This window comes from Pantoea sp. R13S299 (genome assembly GCF_048515925.1).
In the GTDB taxonomy this organism is placed as follows: Bacteria; Pseudomonadota; Gammaproteobacteria; order Enterobacterales; family Enterobacteriaceae; genus Pantoea.
Map to the genome: position 1 here is coordinate 469820 of NZ_JBLYEF010000002.1, position 26804 is coordinate 496623.

Genomic DNA, 26804 nt, shown 5'->3' on the forward strand with positions numbered 1-26804 from the left:
TTACCTCTAACAACAGGCCAACTGGAAGTTAAGGCGGGCCGGAACTTCACCGCGCTCACTATCAAGTGGCATAAAACGAATGGCGTAGCGGCTTTTATGTCCGGACACCTGTGGATAGAGCGCATCCTCCAGCGACAACTGCAGTCGCAGCAGATCGGCACCCTCAGCATTATCCTGATAAAAACCATTAAGACTGGTCTGCATGTGGAACGCGCCGGACTGGCGGATCAGATCCAGTACCATTGCCAGCGCATGATGCAGCGGCTCCAGCGTCTGCATCCAGGCTTCAACCTGAGCATCGCGCGTTTCCTGCGGCAGATGGAGCCAGATGTGCAGGCCCGGCAAATCAAAGCTGCAGCATCCGCCAGGGATGCTCAGTCGCTGGCGCACCAGGGCAATCAGACGATCCTCGCGGAGCTGCTGGCCCATACGCGGGGCATTCATCAACTGCGTTGACTGAATTTTGAGTTTATCGCGCAGGGCATCCACCAGCGTCATATCGACACCGGGCACATCAGCCCAGGCGCGTAATTTTTGCTGCTGACGCTCCAGCTCTTTTAACAGTTCTGTTCGCATATCGCCGCGCTCGAAAATATCGAGCAACTCGCCAATCAGGCGAAAAAAGGTCAGCGCATTGACGGTCTTATCCAGTGGTGTAGTTTCATCTAACTGATTAATCAAAAACTCAACCCGTAACCAGGTTCGCATTTTTTCATTCAGTGGGTGTTCAAACAGAACGGGTGTGCTCATGGTATTAATCCTGTTTCGTTGCCGCCAGCCTGAGATAGCGATGATGGAGTTCGGCAACCTGTGGCAAGGCGTCGTCGGGCTCGCCACTGTTATCAATAATGTCATCGGCACAGGCGAGGCGCTGCTGGCGCGTGGCCTGTGCGGCAAGAATACGTTTCGCCTGCTCGACGGAAAGATGGTCACGCTGCTGAGTCCGCGCTAACTGCGTTGCCTCATCGACATCGACAACCAGTACCCGATCAGCCTGGTGCTGTAACTGGTTTTCCACCAGTAATGGCACCACCCAGAGCACATAAGGTGAGGTGGCCTGGGCGATCAGTTGTCGCGTCCGGGCGTTTATCAGCGGATGGAGCAGCGCGTTTAGCCAGCTTTTCTCCTCCGGCTGCTGAAAAATAATGTCGCGAAGTCGTTTACGATCAAGCATCCCCTGTTCTGTCACTATAGACGCACCGTAGCGCGCCTGAATGGCCTGCAAAGCCGGCGTGCCAGGTTCAACAACTTCACGGGCGATCAGGTCAGCATCAATAATTTCCACGCCAGACGCGGCGAATGCCTGGGCAATCGTACTTTTTCCACTGCCGATCCCCCCTGTAAGCGCGACGATATAGGGCATGTTTCTCACCTGACTTCTTTTACGACATGGGTTCAGGGTAACGATCTGGCTATAAAACGCAAAAATGCGCGTCAGATCACACCGATAAAGCACAACTAAATTTAACGGATTGTAGCGTAAATAAAGTGAAATTCGCAGTCTTGTCGCGCAGTGAGAGGCGCGTATCATAACGCCACTGGAGCTGTGCTTACTTCGTGAACACCGATTCGTTGCCACTTACCAGGACACTATTTATGCGTATTGAAGAAGATCTGAAACTGGGCTTTAAAGATGTCTTAATCCGCCCCAAACGCTCCACGCTGCAAAGTCGCTCACAGGTTGAGCTGGAACGCAGCTTTACCTTCAGACATTCGGGCCTGAGCTGGAGCGGCGTACCGATCATCGCCGCCAACATGGATACCGTCGGCACATTTTCGATGGCCGAGGCGCTGGCCAGCTTCAATATCCTCACTGCTGTCCACAAGCATTACAGTGCAGAGGACTGGCGCGCATTTATTCAGCGTGTGCCTGCGTCAGTCCAGAAACATGTGATGGTTTCAACCGGCACCTCAGAGGCCGACCTCAGTAAACTGGTTGCGATTATGGCGCTGTCAGACGATCTGCAGTTTATCTGCATCGACGTGGCCAACGGTTACTCACAGCATTTTGTCGATTTCCTGCAGCGGGCACGTGAAACCTTCCCGACTAAAACCATCTGTGCCGGTAACGTGGTCACAGGTGAAATGGTGGAGGAGCTGATCCTCTCCGGCGCGGATATTGTTAAAGTCGGCATTGGCCCGGGATCGGTCTGCACAACCCGTGTGAAAACCGGCGTAGGCTATCCACAGCTTTCTGCTGTTATTGAGTGTGCCGATGCGGCGCATGGCTTAAGCGGACAGATTGTCAGTGATGGCGGTTGTTCTGTGCCGGGTGATATCGCCAAAGCCTTTGGCGGCGGCGCAGACTTCGTGATGCTGGGTGGTATGCTGGCTGCACATGATGAGTGTGAAGGGCAGGTTGTTGAAGAGAATGGCGAAAGCTTTATGCTCTTTTACGGCATGAGCTCCGAATCGGCGATGAAGCGTCATGTCGGTGGTGTCGCACAGTATCGTGCCGCCGAAGGTAAAACGGTGAAACTGCCGTTGCGCGGGCCGGTCGCTGATACCGCGCGAGATATTCTGGGGGGACTGCGTTCTGCCTGTACTTACGTCGGAGCAGAGCGCCTGAAAGAGCTGACAAAGCGCACGACCTTTATCCGGGTTAACGAGCAGGAGAACCGCGTCTTCAACCGATAGTCATCCGGGGCGCAGCGTGCGCCCCTTAATGCATGGCATCCCCCAGCCCGAACACCGGCAGATACATCGCAATCACCAGCGTGCCGACAATCCCGCCAATCACCACCATCATCATCGGTTCCAGCGACGCTGCCAGCGTGTCAGCGCGTTCTCGCGTTTCTGCCTCATGCCACTCCGCCAGTCGTGCCAGCATCAAATCCAGTGCGCCCGCCTCTTCACCGACCCGAATTAACTGACCACACAAGGGGGTGAACAACGGGTGATTGATCAGCGCCTGATGTAGAGGGCTCCCCTGAGCAATGTGCTGCTGCAATCCAGCCATCGCTTCCCGCCAGAGTAACGATGAGAGCGTGACTTCCACGGCAGCCAGCCCTTGTAACAGGGTTAACCCGGCGCGCTGGGTGAGATTCAGGATGGTGTAGATCTGCGTCAGTTGCGTGCCGCGCCACAACCCGGAAAGCAGTGGGATGCGCAGGAAAAGCGCCTGTTCACGGCGTTGCCAGCCCGCAGAGCGTCGTCGCAGCTGATGCCATCCAGCCAGCAGCAGCGAAACACTAAAGGCCAGCACACCACCCCATTCCTGAAGCGTGGCTGATAACTGCATTACCGCTGCCGTAAAAGCGGGCAACGGCGCGTCAAAAGAGTCATAAACCGCCACAAATTCCGGCAGCACGAACAGCAGCATGCCGCAGGTGACAGCGATCGCCACCAGCAGAATAAACAGGGGATAGCGCAGCGCCTTCACCACCTGATGCCATAACTGCTGCTGGCGGATCTGCTGCTGGGCCAGCTCGCTGCAACAGACGTCCAGCTGACCGGTGAGTTCACCCACCTCCATCAGGGCCGGATAGAGGGACGGAAAGATCTGCGGCCACTCACGCAATGCCTGTGAAAAAGGGGCACCGCTGAGGACCCGATGATGCAGAGCGAGCATCAGGGCGCGCCAGCCCGCATGCGGATGGCCTTCCGCCAGCAAAGCCAGACTCTCTGCCAGTGGCAGGCCCGCTTTGAGCAGGGTAGCCAGCTGGCGAATCAGGTCGGTTTTGTGCTGCCACTTCCAGTCCCCCTGTCGCCAGACTTTTTCACGCTTCCAGCTCACCGGCAGAAGATCGCGCTGCGCCAGCATCTGCAGCAGGTTGTCACTGTCGACAGCCAGTAACTGACCACTGCATAACTGGCCCTGACTATCGACCGCCTGCCAGCTGAATAGCGCTGCATTAGCCATCCTCCAGCCCAATCACCCTTTGCATCTCTTCCAGCGAAGTATCGCCCCGGCTTACTGCCTCCAGGCCGGAAACCAGCAGGGTGCGCAATCCCTGCTGTTTCGCCAGACTGAGCAGATTCTCCAGCGGCATCTCGGCGGCGATCGCATTTTGCAGCCTGGCATTGATCGGCAGCAGTTCAAACAGCGCCAGCCGGCCAAAATAGCCGGAAAAGCAGTGGTCACAGCCGGGCGCCCGCCAGGTTTGCAGGGTGCCGGGCCAGAGTTCCGCAGGATAGTGCGCCACCGCCTGGGCGGGCTGACGGCAATGGGGGCAGAGGCGTCTGACCAGGCGCTGAGCAACGATCAGTTTCAGCGCCGGTCCCAGCAGATAACCCGGAATTCCCATCTGTCGCAACCGGGTCAGCGTCTCGGCGGTGGAGTTGGTGTGCAGCGTCGAAAGTACGAGGTGCCCGGTCTGCGCTGCTTTCACCGCAATCTCCGCGGTTTCAGCATCGCGGATCTCGCCCACCATGATCACATCCGGATCCTGCCTCAACAACGCCCGCAGCACGCGGTTAAAGTCGAGACCGTTTTTGCTGTGGATCTGTGTCTGGTTAATGCCGGGCAACGGGATCTCAATCGGATCTTCAACGCTGCACAGATTTTTTTCCGGCTTATTCAGGGCACTGAGTCCGCTGTAGAGCGTAAACGTCTTGCCGCTGCCGGTGGGGCCGGTCACCAGAATCAGTCCCTGCGGCTGGGCCAGTGCGGCACAGAACAGACGCAGCTGCGCCGCGGGTAAGCCGAGCTTATCAAGAGACAGCGCTGCGCTTTCACTCTGCAGCAGCCGGACCACCGCTTTCTCACCGCCGTAGATGGGTAAGGTCGCCAGGCGAAACGAGGCGGGTTTACCGGCGATCTCCATGCTGAACTGACCATCCTGCGGTAACCGGCGTTCGGCGATATCCAGCCCGCCGAGGATCTTCAGTCGTGCCAGCAATGCCGCGGGCTGAGTAGAAGGCAGTGAAGAGAGCGGATGCAGTACGCCATCGATGCGCAGTCGCACCCGCAGGCCATCGCGGCAGGGTTCGATATGCACATCGGAGGCGCGCCGCTCCAGCGCCTGACGCAGAATCAGCTGTGTCGCTTCAATCGCTGACTCGGCGGGTGCCTCTTCGCGCGCCACCAGCGGCGCGTCTGCGTGCTGAAGCTGGTCGAGCCGGGCCTGCGGCCAGCATTCGATCTCAATCTGACACTGGCTGGCAAAATGGAGTGCCTCAGCCAGTCCCGGTGGGACGTTCTCCGCGACGGCAACACGCAGCTGACTCGCATCGTGATGCAACACCGTGGCGCGATAGCGCTGACACAATGCCGCGATCGCCTCATCAGGCTTGTTCATCGCTGGCTCCTTTATCCGCAAACCGGAACTGCTCCAGGCAATTGTCGCGCAGGCTGTTGTTGCTGCTGGTGCAGCTGCGTTGCCAGCTGATACCGCCCTCGGTGCTGTCCCAGATCGGCAGCATTTCTACGCTCAGCCCATTGAGGCTCTCCTGGCCGGTCAGCGTAATCACCCCATTGGTCACGCTCAGTGCCGAGACATAGCGCGAACCTCTGGCTGCCGGAATCCCGGCCTCTCCGGCCTGACACTGGGTCGGGCCACCACGCTCCATGGCGCAAAGCTCTACCGCCGTTTTATAGGGCACCATCGTTTGCAGCATGTCGGTGAGGGCAGCGCGCTGCAGATAGTTTTGATAAGCGGGCAGGCCAATGGCGCTTAAGATCGCCACGATACCGACCACAATCATCAGTTCAACCAGCGTAAATCCACGTTGATAATTCATCACATCGTCTCCTGATTTAAGAAGGCGACAGGTTAGAAATAGAGGGCAATGAAAGACAGCCAGAGATCAGCAGAGTGGAAAGCGTGATGTGAAGAAATTTCAGCATTGCAGCGCAGTCGAAACTGCGCCGGAAGCGGGATCGCAAAATTGCCGTGTCAGGTTACGGCGAGGCAGGCTACTTTTGTCTGAAACGCATCGAGAGGTCCAGCGCCCGCACATGCTTGGTCAGCGCGCCAACCGACACATAGTCCACGCCGGTCAGGGCGATCTGCGGCAGGGTGGTTTCGGTCACGTTGCCGGAAACCTCCAGCAGCGTCCTTCCCTGGTTGAGTTCGACAGCTTCACGCATCGCTTCCAGGCTGAAGTTATCCAGCATCACGATGTCGGCTTCAGCCTCCAGTGCCTGACGCAACTCCTCCAGCGACTCTACCTCCACTTCAACCGGCACATCGGGCTGCAGCCATTGCGCTCTTTCCACCGCCTGAGCAATCGATCCGCTGGCAATAATATGGTTCTCTTTGATCAGATAAGCGTCAGAGAGGCCCAGACGATGGTTACTGCCACCGCCGCACAGCACGGCATATTTCAGTGCAGTCCGGAGTCCGGGCAGGGTTTTGCGCGTGTCCAGCAACTGCGTCTGACTTCCCGCCAGCAGTGCGACATAGCGGCTGACTTCGGTGGCAACACCCGAGAGCGTCTGCACGAAATTAAGCGCCGTACGTTCGGCGGTCAGCAGCAGGCGAGCAGGGCCACTGATTTCAAACAGCAGCTGGTCAGCCTCGATCTGATCGCCATCTTCGACATGCCAGTTCAGCGTTGCGTGCGCGCCAAGTTGAATAAATACCTCTTCGACCCAGCGTTTACCACAGAAAACACCGGCTTCACGGGTGATGACCTGCGCATGGGCCAGGGTATCGGCGGGCAACAGCTGCGCAGTAATATCGCGGTCAGCATCAACCTCACCACCAAGATCCTCTTTTAACGCCAGCGCAACAGCATCCGGGATGTCACTTTCAATGCGTTTAATCAATGCCTGACGGCGGCTGTCGGGATCATAACCACGGGATGACATAGGTGTTTTACTCCAGAAACGGAAATGACAGAGGCGGTCACAATAGCCTGAACCGGCATCAGGTTCCAGCAACAGAGTGTATTTTGTTTAGTATCCTTAACAAGCAGCGATTTAATGTCACCTGACCGACACACTAAGAGGCAAGAATCCTTTATTATTCATGCTATTCTCAGCCAGGTGAAACAAGGAAAACCGGTATGAAAATCAAACAGGGCTGGCTGACCGGTGTGCGTCACGTGCCGTCAACGCATTGCAATGAGCGGCCTGATAATGAGGCGCCCTCACTGCTGGTGATTCACAATATCAGCCTGCCACCCGGTGAATTTGGCGGTCCGTGGATCGACAAACTGTTCACCGGCACCCTGCCGCCGGATGCCCATCCCTATTTTGCGGATATCGCCGCGCTCAAAGTGGCGGCACACTGCCTGATTCGTCGTGACGGGGAGATCGTGCAGTATGTCCCCTTTGATAAACGCGCCTGGCATGCGGGCATTTCGCAGTTTGAAGGACGTGAAAACTGCAACGACTTCTCCATTGGTATCGAGCTGGAAGGGACAGACAGCGAGCCGTATAGCGAAGCGCAATATCGGGCTCTGCAGCAGGTAACCTGGCTGCTGCTGCAACACTATCCGGTAACGCCTTCACGTATCACGGGGCACAGCGACATCGCGCCGGTACGTAAAACCGATCCCGGACCTGCTTTTGACTGGGACTACTACAAACAGCTGTTAACGCAGCAAAAATCCTGATTTTTGCGGAGTCAGTATGACGTTGTTTACCTTGTTATTGGTTTTAGGCTGGGAGCGCCTGTTTAAACTGGGCGAGCACTGGCAACTCGAACACCGGCTGGAGCCAATCTTCCGCCATCGCCGCCATTTCTCCATGATGCGCACCCTGCTGATGGCCGTGCTGGCGATGGCGCTGACCGCGCTGGTGGTCTGGAGTCTGAAAGGCCTGCTGTTTGGCGTGCTGCAACTCCTGTTCTGGATCGTAGCCGGACTGCTCTGTATCGGTGCTGGTTCAGTGCGAAAGCACTATCATAGCTACCTGAAAGCGGCCAGTCATGACGACGATGCGGCGCATCAGGCGATGGCGGCTGAGTTGACGATGATTCATGGCGTGCCGGTAGAATGCAGCGAGCGCGAGTTCCTGCGCGAACTGCAGAATGCGCTGATCTGGATTAACTTCCGCTTCTATCTGGCGCCGATGTTCTGGCTGGTGGTGGGTGGTCCGTGGGGACCGGTGCTGCTGGTGGGATACGCGTTTCTGCGTGCCTGGCAAGGCTGGCTGGCAAAACACGGTACCCCGATGGCGCGTTCGCAGTCTGGCGTGGATGCGATTCTGCACCTGCTCGACTGGATCCCGGTGCGGCTGGCGGGTGTGGCTTACGCGCTGCTGGGCCATGGCGAAAAAGCGCTGCCTGCGTGGTTTGCTTCGCTGACCGATCGTCACCGTTCTCAGTATCAGGTGCTGACGACGCTGGCACAGTTCTCCCTATCCCGCGATCCGCACACCGATAAAGTCGAAACGCCACGGGTTGCCGTGGCGTTAGCGAAAAAGACTTCACTGGTGCTGGTGGTTGCCGTCGCGTTGCTGACGATTTACGGCACGCTGGTGTAATCGGCTGGTGGCACGCCAAAATCGGGCGTGCCATCTTCCCGCCAGCTGAAATATTTCAGTCGGGTATGGCGGTTCGGATCCCACAGCGGATCGCCCTCAATTTCAGTGTAGTTACGCGCGTGGTAAACCAGCACGTCGCGTCCCGCCTCATCCTGAGTAAAGCTGTTGTGTCCCGGTCCATACTGATGGTTGTCCCAGCTGGAGACAAAGACCGGCCGCGCCGATTTTTCCCAGGCGGCGACATCAAGCGGGTCAGCGTCAGCGGCAATCGACAGTATCCCCAGACAGTAATTTTCATCGGTGGCACTGGCGGAGTAGGTTACATACAACCGATCGCCGTGACGGATGACCGCCGGACCTTCATTCACGCTAAACCCTGCGCACTCCCACTCATATTCTGGCCGGCTCAGCATCACCGGTGTGCCTTTCAGCGTCCAGGGATTCAGCAACTCGGCCAGGTAGAGATTTGAGTTTCCAGGAATGGCCGGATCTTTCTGCGCCCAGAGATACCAGTTTTTGCCCTGATGCACGAAGTGGGTGGCATCCAGGGAGAAGCTGTCGAACTGGCTGAAGACCCGGCGGCAGGGCTGCCATTCGCCTTGCAACGGATCTGCCGCCTCACACACCAGCGCATACATCCGGTGCTGAAACAGTCCCTCTTTGATCTCCCGCGTCGGCGCTGCCGCGAAATAGATCACCCAGTTGCCGTCAATGTAGTGCAGCTCGGGTGCCCAGATTAACTCGCTGCACGGGCCGCTCTCAGGCTTGCGCCAGACCACAACCGGTTCGGCGCTGCGCAGACCAGCCAGCGTGGTGGCGCGGCGGATCTCCAGCCTGTCATACTCGGGCACCGATGCCACAAAGTAGTAGTGCTGTTCATGGCGCAGGATAAAGGGGTCGGCGCGCTGCTCAATAAAAGGATTCGGCAAGATTGCGGTCATTTAACATCTCCGGTTGGCGTAACAACACCGTCGCGCAGGCGAACAGTGTGTAACTCATGGAAGTTTTCGCGGCGCAGCGCGAGATCCTGCTGAATGGTAATCATCATTTTGCGGTCGACCTTCATCAGTCGCACCACACCGGCGGTAATCAGATAGCCGACGCCCGGAATAATGGTGAAGAGCAGCATGATGCCGTTAATCGCCTCAGGGGACTGCTGTTTAGCGCCCGCATTGTAGCCATAGATCGACAGCAGAAAGCCGACCATCGCACCAGCCACCGCCAGTCCCACCTTGAGGAAGAACAGGTTGCCGGAGAAGCTGATGCCGGTGATGCGCTTGCCGGTTTTCCACTCCCCGTAGTCATCCACATCCGCCATTAACGACCAGTGCAGCGGAGAGGGGATCTGATGCAGGATATTGAGCACAAAGTAGGCGACCACGACCATTACGGTGGCGTGGGGATCGATCCAGTAAAAGCCGCTGGAGAAGAGCGCCAGCGCGATATTGGTCCAGAAAAAGACTTTAAGTTTGCACCAGCGATCCGTGAGCAGTTTTGCCAGCGTGCTGCCGAACATCATGCCAATCACCCCCAGGCTGATAAACAGTGTGGCGAAGTGCGTTGACTGGCCCATCACCCAGGTCACGTAATACATGGTGGCAGCCATACGGATGAAGCCAGGACAGACGTTACAGAAGGTCAGTAGCAGAATGCGTACCCACTGGTCATTCTTCCAGACGTCACGCAGATCTTTTTTCAGGTCATCATTGCTCGGAACGGCAGGGCGGATACGTTCCCGTACCGTGGCAAAGCAGAACAGAAACATCGCCAGGCCTATCGTGGCCAGCACCGCCATCGCCATCTGATAGCCACGTGCTTTATCTTCGCCACCAAACCACTCCGCCATCGGCAGCAGTGACAGAGAGAGGATCAGCGTGGCGATGCCAACCATGACAAAGCGGTATGACTGGCAGGAGACGCGCTCACCGGGATCGTTGGTAATCACGCCGCCCAGAGAACAGTAAGGAATATTAATGGCGGTATAAGTCAGCGACATCAGGAAGTAGGTAACGAAGGCCCAGATGACCTTGTTGTGATAGGTCCAGTCTGGCGTGGTGAACATCAGAACGCTGAAGACCACATAGGGCACGGAAACCCACAGCAGCCAGGGACGAAAACGGCCCCAGCGACTCTGGGTACGATCGGCGATAGCGCCCATAATCGGATCGGTGACCGCATCCAGCACCCTGACTGAGAGTAACAGGGTCCCCACCAGCGCCGGGGCAAGACCGAAAACATCGGTATAGAAGTAATTAAGGAAAAGCATGATGGCACCGCCAATCATGTTGCATCCGGCATCACCCATGCCATATCCCAGTTTTTCCCGAAACGGGAGGGCTGTACCTTTCATGGTTTTCTCCTGCGCATCCAGTGTGAACAGGAATTATTGTCAGCAAATCAGCCAGATGAACGGGAGTAATTCGTCATGAAGATGGACAAAACAGGTGCGGGGAGAGAAGTGTGAACTGGATCGGGGCAGATGAGGCGGGCAGGTTGGTGCGGGGTACGTGCTGCAACCCCCACGGGAGGTCGCAGCACGTGGCAAAGCATCAGGCTTTCTGCGTCTGGTTCTTAATAAAGTAACCAATGCCCAGAATGACCAGCCAGACCGGGATCAGCCAGACGGAGATCGCCATGCCCGGCGTGGTCGCCATCAGCACCAGAATCCCTGCCAGGAAGATCAGGCAAATCCAGTTACCTGCCGGATAGAGCAGCGCTTTAAAGCGGGTTGTGACGCCCTGCTGATCTTTCTTCCGACGGAACTTGAGGTGCGCCAGGCTGATCATCGCCCAGTTGATCACCAGCGCGGAGACCACCAGCGACATCAGCAGGCCAAACGCTTCACCCGGCATCAGGTAGTTGATGAGTACGCATAGCGCAGTGGCAACAGCCGAGACCAGAATGGTCAACACCGGCACACCACGACGATCGACTTTCAGCAGCGCTTTCGGCGCATTGCCCTGCTGTGCCAGACCAAACAGCATGCGGCTGTTGCAGTAAACGCAGCTGTTATAGACCGACAGGGCAGCCGTCAGGATCACCACGTTCAGCGCATTCGCCACCATGGCATCGCCCAGTTCGTGGAAGATAAAGACAAACGGGCTGACTTCTGAGGTGACGCGGGTCCACGGCATCAGTGACAGCAGGACCGCCAGCGAACCAATGTAGAAAATCAGAATACGCCACAGCACCTGGTTGGTCGCTTTTGGAATGCTCACTTCCGGGTTATCCGCTTCAGCCGCGGTGATACCCACCAGCTCCAGACCCCCAAATGAGAACATAATAATCGCCATGACGGTGACCAGACCGCCGATGCCATGCGGGAAGAAGCCGCCCTGTTCCCACAGGTTGCGTACCGTCGCCTGCGGACCCGCATGACCGCTGAACAGCAGCCAGCCTCCGAACAGAATCATGCCAATTACCGCAACCACTTTAATGATGGCGAACCAGAACTCCATCTCACCGAACACTTTCACGTTGGTCAGGTTGATGGCGTTGATCATCACGAAGAAGATGGCGGCCGATGCCCAGGTCGGAAAGTCAGGCCACCAGAACTGGACATATTTGCCGACGGCGGTGAGTTCCGCCATGGCAACCAGCACATAGAGCACCCAGTAGTTCCAGCCCGAGGCGAAGCCTGCAAAGTTGCCCCAGTATTTATAGGCAAAGTGGCTGAAACTGCCGGCAACCGGCTCTTCCACGACCATCTCGCCCAACTGACGCATGATTAAAAAGGCAATAAAACCGGCAATCGCATAACCCAGAATGACGGCCGGTCCGGCAGATTCAATGACCGATGCACTGCCCAGAAACAGGCCGGTTCCCACTGCACCACCCAGCGCGATGAGCTGAATATGGCGGTTCTTGAGACCACGTTTCAGCGCTTCGCCTTGCTGTTGTTCCATACAAACCTCGTGATGTTTTTATTCTTCGTTCGCAGCGCAATCCGCTGTAATGAAGGAGTTACAATAACGTATTGATTATTTTACGGTATATGGCGTGCTGAATGCGGCCATTTGCTACCCTGGCGACAAGAATAGTGATAAGCGATTCGCTTTGCACCTGCTTTCGCCTTTCGTGCTGAGAGTTGACTGAAAAAACGCCGCCCTGGTCACGTCAGCCTGTAGAAACTTCTGCCATGAAATTCCGGTAATGACGAATAGCTTTCACTTATGGTTGCCACGCTTCGCAGGCGCTAAGCGGGTGTAAGGTTTGGTAAAAGTGCATTTGCTTAACATTTGCGGTAACGCGATTTTTTCATTTTTTTAACCGCAAGTTAGCGCCAGCAGGGGCTGTGGGGCAGGGGGAATGTCGCAGACACCATATAGACACAAGGTGAATACTTTGTTACTTTACCGGCACCTCTTTGCAATTGGTATTACCAATTTACTCCGGACGACAGGCTTAATAAGAAGGGATGATGGCTTACAGTAAGATTCGCCAACCTAAGCTCTCCGACGCTATCGAGCAACAGCTCGAATCCCTGATTATGGAAGGGACGCTGCGTCCGGGAGAGAAGCTGCTGCCTGAGCGCGAACTCGCCAAACAATTCGATGTCTCACGTCCGTCTCTCCGCGAAGCGATCCAGCGCTTAGAAGCCAAAGGATTATTGCTGCGCCGACAGGGTGGCGGAACGTTCGTGCAGGAGAATCTCTGGCAAAGCTTAAGCGATCCACTCGTTGAGCTGCTCGCCGGCCATCCGGAATCACAATTTGATCTGCTGGAAACGCGGCATGCCTTAGAAGGCATTGCCGCCTATTACGCGGCACTGCGCGGCACAGAGGAAGACCTGCTGCGCATTCGCGACTGCCATGTGAATATCCAGCAGGCACAGGACAGCGGCGATTTAGACGCTGAAGCGGACGCAGTGATGCAGTATCAGATCGCTGTCACAGAAGCGGCCCATAATGTTGTGCTTTTACATTTGCTACGCTCAATGGGCCCTATGCTGGAACAAAACGTTCGTCAGAATTTCGAATTGCTCTACTCGCGCCGGGAAATGCTGGCAAAAGTGAGCGGTCACCGCGCCAGAATCTTTGAGGCGATTGTGGCCCGTGAGCCAGAAAAAGCGCGCGAGGCTTCACACCGTCACCTGGCGTTCATAGAGGAAATCTTGCTGGACAGAAGTCGGGAGCAGAGCCGTCGAGAACGCTCCCTGCGTCGTTTACAGCAACGTAAGGAATAACGTGCGACAAAGATCGTACGGACATGTGCGACGAGCCTGCCTGCAACTGCTTTAACAGGCTCCCGATTTTTCAACGTATTAGACACAGATAAGGAACACACCCATGTCAGAACGTTTACACAATGACGTGGATCCGATTGAAACTCGTGACTGGCTACAGGCGATCGAATCGGTCATCCGTGAAGAAGGTGTTGAACGTGCACAGTATCTGATTGATCAGGTACTGGGTGCAGCCCGCAAAGGCGGCGTAAAAGTGGCTGCAGGATCATCTGCAATCAGCAACTACATCAACTCTATTGCCGTTGAAGATGAACCCGATTATCCGGGCAATACCTCTCTTGAACGTCGTATCCGTTCCGCAATCCGCTGGAACGCCATCATGTCGGTGCTGCGCGCATCGAAGAAAGATCTGGAACTCGGTGGCCACATGTCCTCCTTCCAGTCTTCTGCGACGATTTATGAAGTGTGCTTCAACCACTTCTTCCGCGCGCGCAGTGAGAAGGATGGCGGCGATCTGGTCTATTTCCAGGGCCATATCTCTCCAGGCATCTATGCCCGTGCGTTCCTTGAAGGTCGCCTGACCGAAGATCAGATGAATAACTTCCGTCAGGAAGTTGCTGGTAAAGGCCTCTCTTCTTATCCGCACCCGAAATTAATGCCGGAATTCTGGCAGTTCCCGACCGTATCAATGGGTCTGGGTCCGTTGTCTGCTATCTATCAGGCGAAGTTCCTGAAGTATCTGGAACACCGTGGCCTGAAAGACACCTCGGCTCAGACCGTTTACGCCTTCCTGGGTGACGGTGAGATGGATGAGCCAGAATCTAAAGGTGCGATCACCATCGCCACCCGTGAAAAACTGGATAACCTGGTCTTCATCATCAACTGCAACCTGCAGCGTCTGGATGGCCCGGTAACCGGTAATGGCAAGATCATCAACGAGCTGGAAGGCATCTTTGCCGGTGCAGGCTGGGAAGTCATCAAGGTCATCTGGGGCGGTCGCTGGGATGAGCTGCTGCGCAAAGATACCAGCGGCAAGCTGATTCAGCTGATGAACGAAACCGTTGACGGTGACTACCAGACCTTCAAATCCCGTGATGGTGCTTATGTGCGTGAGCACTTCTTTGGCAAATATCCGGAAACCGCAGCACTGGTTAAAGATATGTCCGATGATGAAATCTGGGCATTGAACCGTGGCGGCCACGATCCGAAGAAAATCTACGCGGCACTGAAAAAAGCGCAGGACACCAAAGGCAAGCCAGTACTGATCCTGGCACATACCATCAAAGGTTATGGTATGGGCGACACCGCGGAAGGCAAAAACATTGCCCACCAGGTGAAGAAGATGAACATGGATGGCGTGCGCTATATCCGTGATCGCTTCAACGTGCCGGTTGCTGATGACAAAATCGAATCACTGCCGTATGTGACCTTCGAAAAAGGCTCAGAAGAGCATGCTTATCTGCACGGTCAGCGTGAGAAGTTAGGCGGTTACCTGCCAACACGTCAGCCTAAGTTCACTGAAAAGCTGGAAATGCCAGCACTCGAAGAGTTCAGTGCGCTGCTGGATGAGCAGAACAAAGAGATCTCGACCACCATCGCCTTTGTGCGTGCCCTGAACGTGATGCTGAAGAACAAGTCGATCAAAGATCGTCTGGTTCCGATCCTCGCCGATGAAGCGCGTACCTTTGGTATGGAAGGTCTGTTCCGTCAGATCGGTATCTACAGCCCGAACGGTCAGCAATATACCCCGCAGGACCGCGAGCAGGTTGCATACTATAAAGAAGACGAGAAAGGCCAGATTCTGCAGGAAGGGATCAACGAGCTGGGCGCAGGTTCATCCTGGCTGGCTGCGGCGACCTCTTACAGCACCAACAACCTGCCGATGATTCCGTTCTACATCTATTACTCGATGTTCGGCTTCCAGCGTATTGGCGATCTGATGTGGCTGGCGGGCGACCAACAGGCGCGCGGCTTCCTGGTCGGCGGTACCTCAGGTCGTACTACCCTGAACGGCGAAGGTCTGCAGCATGAAGATGGTCACAGCCATATTCAGTCTCTGACTATCCCGAACTGTATCTCTTACGATCCATCTTACGCTTATGAAGTCGCAGTCATCATGCATGACGGTCTGGTGCGTATGTATGGCGAAGCGCAGGAGAACGTTTACTACTACATCACCACGCTGAACGAAAACTACCATATGCCAGCAATGCCGCAAGGCGTTGAAGAAGGTATCCGTAAGGGTATCTACAAACTGGAAACGGTAGAAGGCAGCAAAGGTAAAGTGCAGCTGCTGGGCTCAGGTTCTATCCTGCGTCATGTTCGTGAAGCTGCGCAGATCCTGGCGAAAGATTATGGTATCGGCTCTGATGTCTACAGCGTGACCTCATTCACCGAACTGGCGCGTGATGGCCAGGATTGTGAGCGCTGGAACATGCTGCATCCGACTGAAGAAGCGCGCGTACCTTACATCGCTCAGGTGATGAACGACGCACCTGCTGTTGCTTCAACCGACTACATGAAACTGTTCGCTGAGCAGGTTCGTAGCTATGTCCCAGCCAGCGATTATCGCGTACTGGGTACCGATGGCTTTGGTCGCTCTGACAGCCGTGAGAATCTGCGTCATCACTTCGAAGTTGATGCATCTTATGTGGTGGTTGCCGCGCTGGGTGAGCTGGCTAAACGCGGCGAAATCGAGAAGAAAGTGGTTGCAGACGCGATCACCAAATTCAGTATCGATGCCGATAAAGTTAACCCGCGTCTGGCTTAAGAGGTAATAGAGTAATGGCTATTGAAATTAAGGTACCGGATATCGGGTCTGACGAAGTTGAAGTCACCGAGATTCTGGTGAAAGTTGGCGACAAGGTGGAAGCCGAGCAGTCGCTGATCACCGTGGAAGGCGACAAAGCCTCAATGGAAGTGCCGTCGCCACAGGCTGGCGTAGTCAAAGAGATTAAAATCTCTACCGGTGACAAAGTTGAGACCGGCTCGCTGATCATGGTGTTTGATGCTGAAGGCGCTGCGGAAGCAGCCCCTACTGCTGCCGAAGAGAAAAAAGCGGACGCGGCGCCAGCGCCAGCCGCTGCTGCGGCCACTGCCAGCAAAGAAGTGGCTGTGCCTGATATCGGCGGTGACGAAGTTGAAGTCACTGAGATTCTGGTGAAGGTTGGCGACAAAGTCGAAGCCGAGCAGTCACTGATTGTGGTCGAAGGTGACAAAGCCTCAATGGAAGTTCCGGCACCGTTCGCGGGTGTGGTCAAAGAGATCACCATTGCGACCGGCGACAAAGTCAGCACCGGTTCAGCTATCATGGTCTTTGAAGCAGAAGGCGCAGCACCGGCCTCTGATGCGAAGCCAGAAGTGAAAGAAGAAGCGGCATCGGCACCTGCCGCTGCTGCAGGCGCAAAAGACGTTAACGTTCCGGATATCGGCGGTGATGAAGTCGAAGTCACCGAGATCCTCGTTAAAGTCGGCGACAAAGTTGAAGCTGAGCAGTCACTTATCGTGGTTGAAGGCGACAAAGCCTCAATGGAAGTCCCTGCGCCGTTTGCAGGTACGGTCAAAGAGCTGAAAGTCGCCACTGGCGATAAAGTCAGCACCGGCTCACTGATCATGGTGTTCGAAGTCGAAGGTGCTGCTCCGGCTGCCCCTGCGGCAGCGAAACAGGAAGCCGCACCGGCGCCTGCTGCCAAATCTGAAGCGAAAGCCGCGGCACCCGCCGCAGCGAAAGCCGACAGTAAAGGTGAGTTCGCAGAAAACGACGCTTACGTTCACGCGACCCCGGTGATCCGTCGCCTGGCGCGCGAGTTCGGTGTTAATCTGGCGAAAGTCAAAGGCACCGGCCGTAAAGGCCGCATTCTGAAAGAAGACGTGCAGACTTACGTGAAAGACGCCGTGAAACGCGCTGAAGCGGCACCTGCTGCAGCAAGCGGTGGCGGTCTGCCTGGCATGCTGCCATGGCCGAAAGTTGATTTCAGTAAGTTTGGCGAAATCGAAGAAGTTGAACTGGGCCGTATCCAGAAAATTTCTGGCGCGAACCTGAGCCGTAACTGGGTGATGATTCCGCACGTTACGCATTTCGACAAAACCGATATCACCGATCTGGAAGCTTTCCGTAAGCAGCAGAATGCTGAAGCAGAGAAGCGCAAGCTGGATGTGAAGTACACCCCGGTGGTGTTCATCATGAAAGCGGTCGCTGCGGCGCTTGAGCAGATGCCACGCTTCAACAGTTCGCTGTCTGAAGATGCGCAGAAACTGACGCTGAAGAAATACATCAATATCGGTGTGGCGGTTGATACGCCAAATGGCCTGGTTGTTCCGGTCTTCAAAGACGTGAACAAGAAAGGCATCACCGAGCTGTCGCGTGAACTGATGGCGATTTCGAAGAAAGCGCGTGACGGTAAGCTGACGGCGGGTGACATGCAGGGCGGATGTTTCACTATATCCAGCCTGGGCGGCCTGGGCACCACACACTTCGCGCCGATCGTTAACGCGCCGGAAGTGGCTATCCTGGGTGTCTCTAAATCGGCGATGGAGCCGGTGTGGAATGGTAAAGAGTTTACTCCGCGTCTGATGATGCCGATTTCTCTTTCCTTCGACCACCGCGTCATCGACGGTGCTGATGGTGCAAGATTCATTACTATCATCGGCAATATGTTGTCTGACATTCGTCGTTTAGTTATGTAAATGTAAAGAAGGCCGGCGTATGCCGGCCTTCCTGTAACGATTCGTCGCGCCGCTGTTGGCAGTTTGTTAACAATTCTGTAAACTCTTGCGGTGAAAGTCCCGGTGGAACAAGGGCATTATAAGAAAGTCTGACCCGCCGGATATCAATTAAGAGGTCATGATGAGTACAGAGATTAAAACCCAGGTCGTGGTACTTGGGGCAGGTCCTGCAGGTTACTCTGCAGCCTTCCGTTGTGCGGATTTAGGTCTGGAAACCGTACTGGTTGAACGTTACAGCACCCTCGGTGGTGTTTGTCTGAACGTCGGTTGTATCCCATCTAAAGCGCTGCTGCACGTTGCTAAAGTGATTGAAGAGGCGAAAGCCCTTGAAGAGCACGGCATTGTGTTTGGCCAGCCATCTACTGATATCAACAAGATTCGCAGCTGGAAAGAGAAGGTTATCAACCAGTTGACTGGCGGCCTGTCAGGTATGGCAAAAGGTCGTAAAGTCACCGTGGTTAATGGCCTCGGCAAATTCACCGGTGCTAACACCCTGGTGGTTGAAGGAGAAGGTGGCGCGACCACCATCAACTTCGATAACGCCATCATCGCTGCGGGTTCACGCCCAATCGAACTGCCATTCATTCCACATGAAGATCCACGCGTCTGGGACTCTACCGATGCGCTGGAACTGAAAGAAGTGCCGAAGCGACTGCTGGTTATGGGCGGCGGCATCATCGGTCTGGAAATGGCGACGGTTTATCATGCGCTGGGTTCAGAGATCGATGTGGTTGAGATGTTCGACCAGGTTATCCCGGCTGCAGATAAAGACGTGGTGAAAGTCTTTACCAAGAAAATCAGCAAGAAATTTAACCTGATGCTGGAAACTAAAGTGACCGCCGTTGAAGCAAAAGACGATGGCATTTACGTTTCAATGGAAGGCAAAAAAGCACCAGGCGAAGCGCAGCGTTATGACGCGGTGCTGGTAGCGATCGGTCGTGTGCCGAACGGTAAAGGTCTGGATGCTGGTAAAGCGGGCGTGGAAGTGGACGATCGCGGCTTCATCCGTGTCGACAAGCAGATGCGTACCAACGTGCCACACATCTATGCTATCGGCGACATCGTCGGTCAGCCAATGCTGGCGCATAAAGGCGTGCATGAAGGCCACGTTGCGGCAGAAGTGATCTCCGGTCTGAAGCACTACTTCGATCCGAAAGTGATCCCTTCCATTGCCTATACTGAGCCAGAAGTTGCCTGGGTCGGTCTGACCGAGAAAGAAGCGAAAGAGAAAGGCATCAGCTACGAGACATCCACCTTCCCGTGGGCTGCCTCAGGCCGTGCTATCGCTTCTGATTGTGCAGACGGCATGACCAAACTGATTTTCGACAAAGAGACGCACCGTATTATTGGTGGCGCGATTGTCGGCACTAACGGCGGCGAGCTGTTAGGCGAAATCGGTCTGGCCATTGAGATGGGTTGTGATGCGGAAGATATCGCGCTGACCATCCATGCTCACCCGACCCTGCATGAGTCAGTGGGTCTGGCTGCAGAAATCTTCGAAGGTAGCATCACCGATCTGCCTAACGCGAAAGCGAAGAAGAAGTAATTTTCTGCCGCTGTTAAAAAGAAAGCTCCCGTTATGGGGGCTTTTTTTTCGCCTGAATTTTGTGCTGAATATTAAGTGTTCATTTGGGTTAAGTCAGGGTGTAAAATCTGGTGGATTTTTTCAGTGTTAGAAAGTGCAGGGTAATCAGCCGGATAGTTTTAGAGTGTTCCCCGCGCGAGCGGGGATAAACCCCTCCGCTTTTTTGCTTATCCGCGCGCCTCCCAGGAAGCCACCCGTTCAATAAACATCTGCGCCAGTGCTGCAATCGCGCTGTTGCCGGGTAGCCTTTCTTCATTCATATGCATCACCAGCGAACTGCTGCGTCGGCGGCCCTGCAGCAGCGGCAGGGGACGGAGTTCACCGCTCTCTAATAGGGCTGCGATATTCTGTTCCGGCAGCCAGCCATAACCTAACTGATGCTGGACCGCCTCAATCGCGGCCGACAGCGTCGTGAAAGACCAGTTCTCCGCCTGATCGCCATTCACCTCTGACTGCTGCTGTTGCTGACGATCCAGAATGGTAATGCAGGGCCAGCGTGCCAGCGTGGCGGCATTGAGTGGGGCAGATTCGCGGTGCAGCGGGTGGTCGCGATGGGCGACGGCAACAAAATCGACGCTCATCAGGCTTTCGCCTGCTAACGGCTCAGCACCATATTGCGCCACCAGCCAGAGATCGGCCTGATGTTCCGCCAGCCTTTCAGGCGTTTCGCTGCGGACGATTTCGCTGAACCAGATGCGGACATGCGGATAGCGCTGCTGAAAAGTCTGAAGCACATCAAACAGCAGGGGTTTGGGAAACGTCGCATCGACCATCAGATCGATGCGCGAACGCTCGCCGCGCTGCAGGGCACTGGCCTGCGCCTCAAGCGCACCGAATCCTTCCAGCAGCGGACGAACCTGTGCGAGCAGCTGATGCCCCTCTGCACTCAGCACCGCGCGGCGGCCCTCCTGCTGCAACAAAGTTAAACCCAGCCGCTGTTGAAGCAGGCTCAGCTGATAGCTCAGTGAAGACTGGCTGCGATGGTTCTTTTCCGCTGCCAGCGCAAAACTCCCCTCATTCACTACTGCGTCGAGCAGATACCACTGTTCCAGCGTTGTTTTGTACATAACAACTCATCTAAAAATTAAATAATTTAGTGCTAAAAATAGCGTTATTCATCACTTTTGTAACGCGCAATAATCACTTCAAGGAAAACAAACGAGGAATTAACCATGAGCACTTTTGATAAACATGACCTGTCTGGCATCGTCGGCAAACATCTGGTTTACACCTATGACAACGGCTGGAACTACGAGCTCTACATCAAAAATGCCAGCACCATCGACTATCGTATTCACAGTGGCATGGTGGGTAATCGCTGGGTTAAAAATCAGCACGTCTATGTGGTTCGTCTGGCGCGTGATGTCTATAAAGTGTCCTGGACCGAACCGACCGGTACCGATGTCAGCCTGGCGGTCAATCTGGCTGATAAAATCTTCCACGGCACTATCTTCTTCCCACGCTGGGTAATGAACAACCCGGAAAAAACAGTCTGCTTCCAGAATGATCATCTGGAAGAGATGGCAAAATTCCGCGAAGCGGGTCCGGCTTATCCAACCGAAATTATTGATGAATTCGCGACGCTGACCATGATTCGCAATGTCGGTGAAAATAACGAAAGCGTGGTGGATTGCCCTCCTGACCAGCTACCTGCCAACTGGCCTGCCAACCTGAAAAATTAACCAAGAACAGAAGAGGTCATGACGACCTCTTCTGCTTAGTAGTTTCTGATTTGCAGCTTCTGATGTGTAACTTGTTAAGGGACGAAAAATGGATTTATCGACGAAAGTTTTTATCAGTAGTGACCAGCACGACGGTTTCGGTGTCAGTTCTACCATCATCATGGGCGAGAAAGAGGCGATGTTAGTCGACGCCCAGTTCACGCTGTCGAATGGGCATCGATTAGTTGCTGAAATTATCGAAACCGGTCTCGACCTGAAACGCATTTTTATTACCCATCTGCATCCCGATCATTTCATGGGTCTCGAAGTGATTAAATCCGTCTTTCCGGATGCCGAAATCTTCTCCTATAAGCAGGTCGCCGAAGACGTTAATGACGCCTTTGACTTCAAAATTGAGTACTGGGGTAAGCAGGTATTAAAAGAGAATGGTGCCCGTACTAAGTTTCCGATTACTGAACTGGAAGAGGATACGATCTGGCTGGAAGGACAGGAGATTAAAATTCTGAGCGATCTCAGCGGCGATTGCATCCGGGTGACACCCCTCTGGATCCCTTCGACGAAAACGCTAATCGCCTCCGATGTGGTCTTCGCTGATGCACATGTCTGGATTGCCGATATGCGCACGCCGGAGCGCATGGAGAAATGGATGGAAAGCCTGGACAGGCTGGAAGCACTGGAGCCGAAAGTACTGATCCCTGGCCACTCCCGAACCACGCCAACCCTCAGCCCGTCGGCGATTGGTTTTACCCGCACCTATATCAAAGATTTCATCAGGACGCTGCATAAGGTCAAAAACAGTGAAGAGCTGGTGCAGGAGATGGAGCGAATCTATCCCAACCTGCCGGTGAAAATCTGTCTCGACTACAGTGCGCGAATTCTGAAAGATCACTACGTCTGGCCGGGTGACTGGCCACTCTCACTGCGGGAAATGAAAACCACGCTGTAATCCTCTGACGCGAGAAGAGCACCAGGCTGATAGCCGGCCTGGTGTTAATCACCTTCTGAATCACCCTCAGCTTATGCCAGACGCCTGCCGTTTCTATTCCTGCCAGTTATCTATTTCCCTGAATCATTTCGTTAAACTCGCGGCAAAGCTGACGTCCTTGTGCTGCCATTTCAGTGGAATGCGGTAAGCTGCTGAGAGACCCAATCAGCTGACTGAGCAGGCTGATGCGGGCGCATAAGCGGGCAGAATGGGCGTAGTGGATTATGTTGTATTTTTGTAAACAGATTAACAAACAGACGAAATCCTGCTATTCTGCCCTCCGCGAAACCGGGCACCTCAACCTGGACGAGAAAGGGAAGTTTGTTCTCCATAAGTGAGCAAGGTGGTCGGAAAGCCCTACATAATGAGAGCGAGGATAACGTCGTGCTAGAAGAATACCGTAAGCACGTTGCCGAGCGTGCTGCCCAGGGAATTGTACCTAAGCCTTTAGAGGCTTCCCAGATGGCCGCGCTGGTTGAACTGCTGAAAAATCCACCTGCGGGTGAAGAAGAATTTCTGACCGATTTATTGGTCAACCGAGTCCCACCAGGCGTCGATGAAGCGGCGTATGTCAAAGCCGGTTTCCTGGCGGCTGTCGCCAAAGGCGAAGCAACCTCTCCTCTGATATCTCCTGAAAAAGCGGTTGAACTGCTCGGCACCATGCAGGGCGGTTATAATATTCATCCGCTGATTGAAGCGCTGGACGATAGCAAACTGGCTCCGATCGCGGTGAAAGCCCTTTCACACACGCTGCTGATGTTCGACAACTTCTATGATGTCGAAGAGAAAGCGAAAGCGGGTAATGAATACGCGAAGCAGGTCATGCAATCCTGGGCTGATGCAGAATGGTATCTCACACGCCCTGAACTGGCTGAGAAAATCACCGTTACGGTGTTCAAAGTCACAGGCGAAACCAACACCGACGACCTCTCTCCGGCCCAGGATGCCTGGTCACGTCCGGACATCCCACTGCACGCCCTGGCGATGCTGAAAAATGCCCGCGAAGGCATTGAGCCGGATGACGCGGGTAATGTCGGCCCGATCAAACAGATCGAAGCACTGAAGACCAAAGGCTTCCCGCTGGCGTATGTCGGTGACGTGGTCGGAACCGGTTCTTCACGTAAATCCGCCACCAACTCGGTGCTGTGGTTTATGGGCGACGACATTCCGAACGTGCCGAATAAAAAAGGCGGCGGCGTGGTACTGGGCAGCAAAATTGCGCCAATCTTCTTCAACACTATGGAAGATGCGGGCGCACTGCCGATTGAAGTGGACGTCAACAACCTGAACATGGGCGATGTCATCGACATCTATCCGTTCAAAGGCGAAGTCCGCAACCACGAAACCAATGAACTGCTGGTCAGCTTCGAACTCAAAACCGAAGTGCTGATTGACGAAGTCCGTGCCGGTGGCCGTATTCCGCTGATTATCGGTCGCGGCCTGACCACCAAAGCGCGTGAGTCGCTGGGTCTGCCGCACAGCACCGTATTCCGTCAGGCGAAAGATGTCGCGGAGAGCACCCGTGGTTTCTCTCTGGCGCAGAAAATGGTTGGCCGCGCCTGTGGCGTGACCGGTGTTCGTCCAGGTGCCTATTGCGAACCTAAGATGACCTCGGTTGGCTCGCAGGATACGACCGGTCCGATGACCCGTGACGAGCTGAAAGATCTGGCTTGCCTGGGCTTCTCGACCGATCTGGTGATGCAGTCCTTCTGTCACACTGCCGCATATCCTAAGCCGGTGGATGTGAGCACGCACCACACGCTGCCAGACTTCATCATGAACCGTGGCGGTGTATCGCTGCGTCCGGGTGACGGCATTATCCACAGCTGGCTGAACCGTATGCTGCTGCCGGATACCGTCGGTACTGGTGGTGACTCCCATACCCGTTTCCCAATCGGCATCTCTTTCCCGGCGGGTTCAGGCCTGGTGGCGTTTGCGGCTGCGACGGGCGTTATGCCGCTCGACATGCCGGAATCGGTCCTGGTGCGCTTCAAAGGTAAGATGGAGCCAGGCATTACTCTGCGCGATCTGGTTCACGCCATTCCGCTGTATGCCATCAAACAGGGTCTGCTGACCGTTGAGAAGAAAGGTAAGAAAAACATCTTCTCTGGCCGTATCCTGGAGATCGAAGGTCTGCCGGATCTGAAAGTTGAGCAGGCGTTTGAGCTCTCCGATGCATCCGCAGAGCGTTCTGCTGCAGGCTGTACCATCAAGCTGGATAAAGCGCCGATTATCGAATACCTCAGCTCCAACATCGTGCTGCTGAAGTGGATGATCGCAGAAGGCTACGGCGATCGTCGTACGCTGGAGCGCCGCATTGAAGGTATGGAAAAATGGCTGGCCGATCCTCAGCTGCTTGAGCCGGACGCCGATGCTGAATATGCCGCCGTGATCGAAATCGATCTGGCTGACATCAAAGAGCCGATCCTCTGCGCGCCAAACGATCCGGACGATGCCCGTCTGCTCTCTGACGTTCAGGGCGAGAAGATCGACGAAGTGTTCATCGGCTCGTGCATGACTAACATTGGTCACTTCCGTGCTGCCGGTAAACTGCTGGATAGCCACAAAGGCCAGCTGCCAACCCGTCTGTGGGTGGCTCCGCCAACCAAGATGGATGCGGCACAGCTGACCGAAGAGGGCTACTACAGCGTATTCGGCAAAAGCGGTGCGCGTATCGAGATCCCGGGTTGTTCACTCTGCATGGGTAACCAGGCACGTGTGGCAGATGGTTCGACGGTGGTTTCTACCTCGACCCGTAACTTCCCGAACCGTCTGGGTAACGGCGCTAACGTCTACCTGGCGTCAGCGGAGCTGGCTGCGGTCGCGTCTCTGCTTGGCAAACTGCCAACGCCGGATGAGTATCAGCAATACATGGCGCAGGTCGATAAAACGGCCAGCGACACCTATCGCTATCTCAACTTCGACCAGCTGACGCAGTATACCGACAAAGCTGACGGCGTAATTTTCCAGACTGCGGTCTGATTCTTCACCTGGCAGTCACAGAAAGGGGCGATGATTCGCCCCTTTTTTTCGTCCCGGCATTGGGCAGAGAGACGATCAAAAGCTGGATTTCGGCAGACAGCCTGTAATAATGCGCGACGTGTCACACTATGCCGCGAGAGCAGCACGGACACTTATCAGGTGAGGCGACGACGTTGAGAGGAACGGGCGATGGAATATGAATTTTTACGCGATGTGACCGGACAGATTAAGGTCCGCATGTCGATGGATCATGAAGCGGTCGGCCACTGGTTCAACGAAGAGGTAAAAAACGATCCGGGATTGCTGGATGAAGTTGAAGCCGCCATTGAAGACGTGAAAGGCAGCGTGCGTCAGTGGCAGCGCATCGGCAGCGAGTACACTATCCTGCTGGATGAAGAAGAAGTGATGATTCGCGCTAACCTGCTGGCACTGGAAGATGACGGTATGGAAGAGGGGATGAACTACTACGACGAAGAGAGCCTCTCGTTCTGCGGCATTGAAGATTTTCAGCTGGTGATCGCCGCCTATCGCCAGTTTATAAACCAGTACGGCAAACCCGTACGGTAATGTAATAAGGCCGGGCAATCTGAATGGCCCGGCCTGTTAATTAACTCAGCGACGCACCGCCGCACATTACCAGCTGCTGACCGGTGATCGCCGCAGCAGCAGGCGAGAGCAGGAAATCGACCAGCCCGGCCACTTCCTGTGGCTGAATATACCGGCCTATCGGCGGCAATTTTGGCGGCGAACTGGCCCGTCCTGGCTGTTGCAGCATCGGCGTTTCGGTAGCGCCAGGTGCCACAATATTGGCCGTAATGCCGCGCGGTGCCAGCTCTGCCGCCCAGCTGCGCACCATGCCGATCAGCGCCGATTTGGTCGCCACATACTGACTGCGGCCTGCCGCGCCGCCTGATGTACGACTGCCCAGCAGCACAATTCTTCCGCCTGCCTGCATCCGGGGCACAAAATGATTCGCCAGCTGTTCTGCAGCGGCAACATGCAGTTGCCACAGACGTGCGCTGGCGCTCAGATCCAGCTCCCCCAGCGGCGCGGCCTGCATCATACCGGCTGCATGGATCACCGCCTGCGGCACCGGCAGTTCGTCCAGTAAAGCCTGCAATGCCGCGCTGTCGCTGATATCGATCTGATGGCTCTGCCAGCCCGCTTCTGCCCGGTTTATCGCCGAGCGACTCAGGCCGGTCACCTGCCAGCCTTCATTCAGCAGGCGATCCACAATCGCCTGACCGATGCCGGAGCTGGCTCCGGTCACCAGCGCCATTCGTTCA

Annotated in this window: 22 protein-coding genes; 11 read left to right on the top strand and 11 right to left on the bottom strand. The window is 55.2% G+C overall.

The genetic code is table 11. The annotated features are described in order from the left end of the window. Positions 1-6 precede the first annotated feature (6 nt). Together zapD and coaE are read right to left on the bottom strand one after the other, a co-directional pair. Complete coding sequence (zapD, locus tag ACN1CO_RS13090) at positions 7-750, bottom strand: cell division protein ZapD (RefSeq protein ID WP_419139296.1); 744 nt, start codon at positions 748-750, stop codon at positions 7-9. 4 nt (positions 751-754) lie between these two features. Next, positions 755-1363 carry a dephospho-CoA kinase gene (coaE, locus tag ACN1CO_RS13095; RefSeq protein WP_419139297.1) on the bottom strand — a complete coding sequence of 203 codons (609 nt, stop codon included), beginning with the start codon at positions 1361-1363 and terminating at the stop codon, positions 755-757. Between the two features lie 233 nt (positions 1364-1596). On the opposite strand from coaE, the gene ACN1CO_RS13100 reads away from it, so the two are divergent. Continuing rightward, complete coding sequence (locus ACN1CO_RS13100) at positions 1597-2637, top strand: GMP reductase (RefSeq protein ID WP_419139298.1); 1041 nt, start codon at positions 1597-1599, stop codon at positions 2635-2637. Positions 2638-2662: 25 nt separating this feature from the next. Here the strand turns inward: ACN1CO_RS13100 and hofC are convergent, their stop codons facing one another. The 4 genes from hofC to nadC form a co-directional block, all read right to left on the bottom strand. Continuing rightward, positions 2663-3862: a protein transport protein HofC gene (hofC, locus tag ACN1CO_RS13105; RefSeq protein WP_419139299.1), complete on the bottom strand. Its 1200-nt coding sequence runs from the start codon at positions 3860-3862 to the stop codon at positions 2663-2665. Further along, positions 3855-5240, bottom strand: coding sequence for a type II secretion system protein GspE (gene gspE / locus ACN1CO_RS13110; RefSeq protein WP_419139300.1), 1386 nt, complete (start codon positions 5238-5240; stop codon positions 3855-3857). Before gspE ends, hofC begins: the two co-directional genes overlap by 8 nt. Next, positions 5227-5682: a prepilin peptidase-dependent pilin gene (ppdD, locus tag ACN1CO_RS13115; protein WP_419139301.1), complete on the bottom strand. Its 456-nt coding sequence runs from the start codon at positions 5680-5682 to the stop codon at positions 5227-5229. Before ppdD ends, gspE begins: the two co-directional genes overlap by 14 nt. A 175-nt stretch (positions 5683-5857) precedes the next feature. After that, on the bottom strand, positions 5858-6754 hold the full coding sequence (nadC, locus tag ACN1CO_RS13120) for a carboxylating nicotinate-nucleotide diphosphorylase (RefSeq protein WP_419139302.1): 897 nt from the start codon (positions 6752-6754) through the stop codon (positions 5858-5860). A 197-nt stretch (positions 6755-6951) separates the two neighbouring features. Between nadC and ampD the strand changes: the two genes are divergently transcribed. Then, positions 6952-7503, top strand: coding sequence for a 1,6-anhydro-N-acetylmuramyl-L-alanine amidase AmpD (gene ampD, locus ACN1CO_RS13125; RefSeq protein ID WP_419139303.1), 552 nt, complete (start codon positions 6952-6954; stop codon positions 7501-7503). Between the two features lie 16 nt (positions 7504-7519). Further along, positions 7520-8374 (top strand): beta-lactamase regulator AmpE, encoded by an 855-nt coding sequence (gene ampE, locus ACN1CO_RS13130; protein ID WP_419139304.1) that lies wholly within the window; start codon positions 7520-7522, stop codon positions 8372-8374. Here ampE and ACN1CO_RS13135 read toward each other — a convergent pair. The 3 genes from ACN1CO_RS13135 to aroP all read right to left on the bottom strand — a co-directional run bounded on the left by ACN1CO_RS13135 (position 8356) and on the right by aroP (position 12279). Then, entirely contained in the window at positions 8356-9315 is a 960-nt protein-coding gene (locus ACN1CO_RS13135) for a family 43 glycosylhydrolase (RefSeq protein WP_419139305.1), read from the bottom strand. The genes ampE and ACN1CO_RS13135 overlap by 19 nt on opposite strands. Continuing rightward, positions 9312-10724, bottom strand: a complete 1413-nt coding sequence (locus tag ACN1CO_RS13140; protein WP_419139306.1) for a glycoside-pentoside-hexuronide (GPH):cation symporter — start codon at positions 10722-10724, stop codon at positions 9312-9314. The genes ACN1CO_RS13135 and ACN1CO_RS13140 overlap by 4 nt, the downstream gene beginning before the upstream one ends. Before the next feature lie 199 nt (positions 10725-10923). After that, positions 10924-12279 carry an aromatic amino acid transporter AroP gene (gene aroP, locus ACN1CO_RS13145; RefSeq protein WP_090964303.1) on the bottom strand — a complete coding sequence of 452 codons (1356 nt, stop codon included), beginning with the start codon at positions 12277-12279 and terminating at the stop codon, positions 10924-10926. A gap of 515 nt (positions 12280-12794) precedes the next feature. On the opposite strand from aroP, the gene pdhR reads away from it, so the two are divergent. From pdhR to lpdA, 4 genes are all read left to right on the top strand, one after another. Continuing rightward, positions 12795-13559: a pyruvate dehydrogenase complex transcriptional repressor PdhR gene (pdhR, locus tag ACN1CO_RS13150; protein WP_090964305.1), complete on the top strand. Its 765-nt coding sequence runs from the start codon at positions 12795-12797 to the stop codon at positions 13557-13559. Between the two features lie 103 nt (positions 13560-13662). Beyond that, complete coding sequence (gene aceE, locus ACN1CO_RS13155; RefSeq protein ID WP_090964307.1) at positions 13663-16329, top strand: pyruvate dehydrogenase (acetyl-transferring), homodimeric type; 2667 nt, start codon at positions 13663-13665, stop codon at positions 16327-16329. A gap of 14 nt (positions 16330-16343) precedes the next feature. Beyond that, positions 16344-18245 (top strand): pyruvate dehydrogenase complex dihydrolipoyllysine-residue acetyltransferase, encoded by a 1902-nt coding sequence (gene aceF / locus ACN1CO_RS13160; protein ID WP_419139307.1) that lies wholly within the window; start codon positions 16344-16346, stop codon positions 18243-18245. Positions 18246-18405: 160 nt separating this feature from the next. Continuing rightward, positions 18406-19830 (top strand): dihydrolipoyl dehydrogenase, encoded by a 1425-nt coding sequence (gene lpdA / locus ACN1CO_RS13165; protein WP_010253950.1) that lies wholly within the window; start codon positions 18406-18408, stop codon positions 19828-19830. 206 nt (positions 19831-20036) lie between these two features. Here the strand turns inward: lpdA and ACN1CO_RS13170 are convergent, their stop codons facing one another. Next, a complete protein-coding gene (locus ACN1CO_RS13170; RefSeq protein WP_419139308.1) occupies positions 20037-20936 on the bottom strand; it encodes a LysR family transcriptional regulator in 900 nt (299 codons plus the stop codon). A 105-nt stretch (positions 20937-21041) separates the two neighbouring features. On the opposite strand from ACN1CO_RS13170, the gene ACN1CO_RS13175 reads away from it, so the two are divergent. The 4 genes from ACN1CO_RS13175 to yacL all read left to right on the top strand — a co-directional run bounded on the left by ACN1CO_RS13175 (position 21042) and on the right by yacL (position 26085). Continuing rightward, positions 21042-21551, top strand: a complete 510-nt coding sequence (locus ACN1CO_RS13175; RefSeq protein ID WP_419139309.1) for a phenolic acid decarboxylase — start codon at positions 21042-21044, stop codon at positions 21549-21551. 88 nt (positions 21552-21639) lie between these two features. After that, a complete protein-coding gene (locus ACN1CO_RS13180) occupies positions 21640-22497 on the top strand; it encodes an MBL fold metallo-hydrolase (RefSeq protein WP_419139310.1) in 858 nt (285 codons plus the stop codon). A 423-nt stretch (positions 22498-22920) separates the two neighbouring features. Continuing rightward, a complete protein-coding gene (gene acnB, locus ACN1CO_RS13185; RefSeq protein WP_419139311.1) occupies positions 22921-25518 on the top strand; it encodes a bifunctional aconitate hydratase 2/2-methylisocitrate dehydratase in 2598 nt (865 codons plus the stop codon). A 189-nt stretch (positions 25519-25707) separates the two neighbouring features. After that, positions 25708-26085 (top strand): protein YacL, encoded by a 378-nt coding sequence (gene yacL, locus ACN1CO_RS13190; protein WP_083070547.1) that lies wholly within the window; start codon positions 25708-25710, stop codon positions 26083-26085. A gap of 40 nt (positions 26086-26125) precedes the next feature. On the opposite strand, the gene ACN1CO_RS13195 is transcribed toward yacL, so the two are convergent. After that, entirely contained in the window at positions 26126-26797 is a 672-nt protein-coding gene (locus tag ACN1CO_RS13195; RefSeq protein WP_419139512.1) for an SDR family NAD(P)-dependent oxidoreductase, read from the bottom strand. Between the last annotated feature and the right edge of the window lie 7 nt (positions 26798-26804).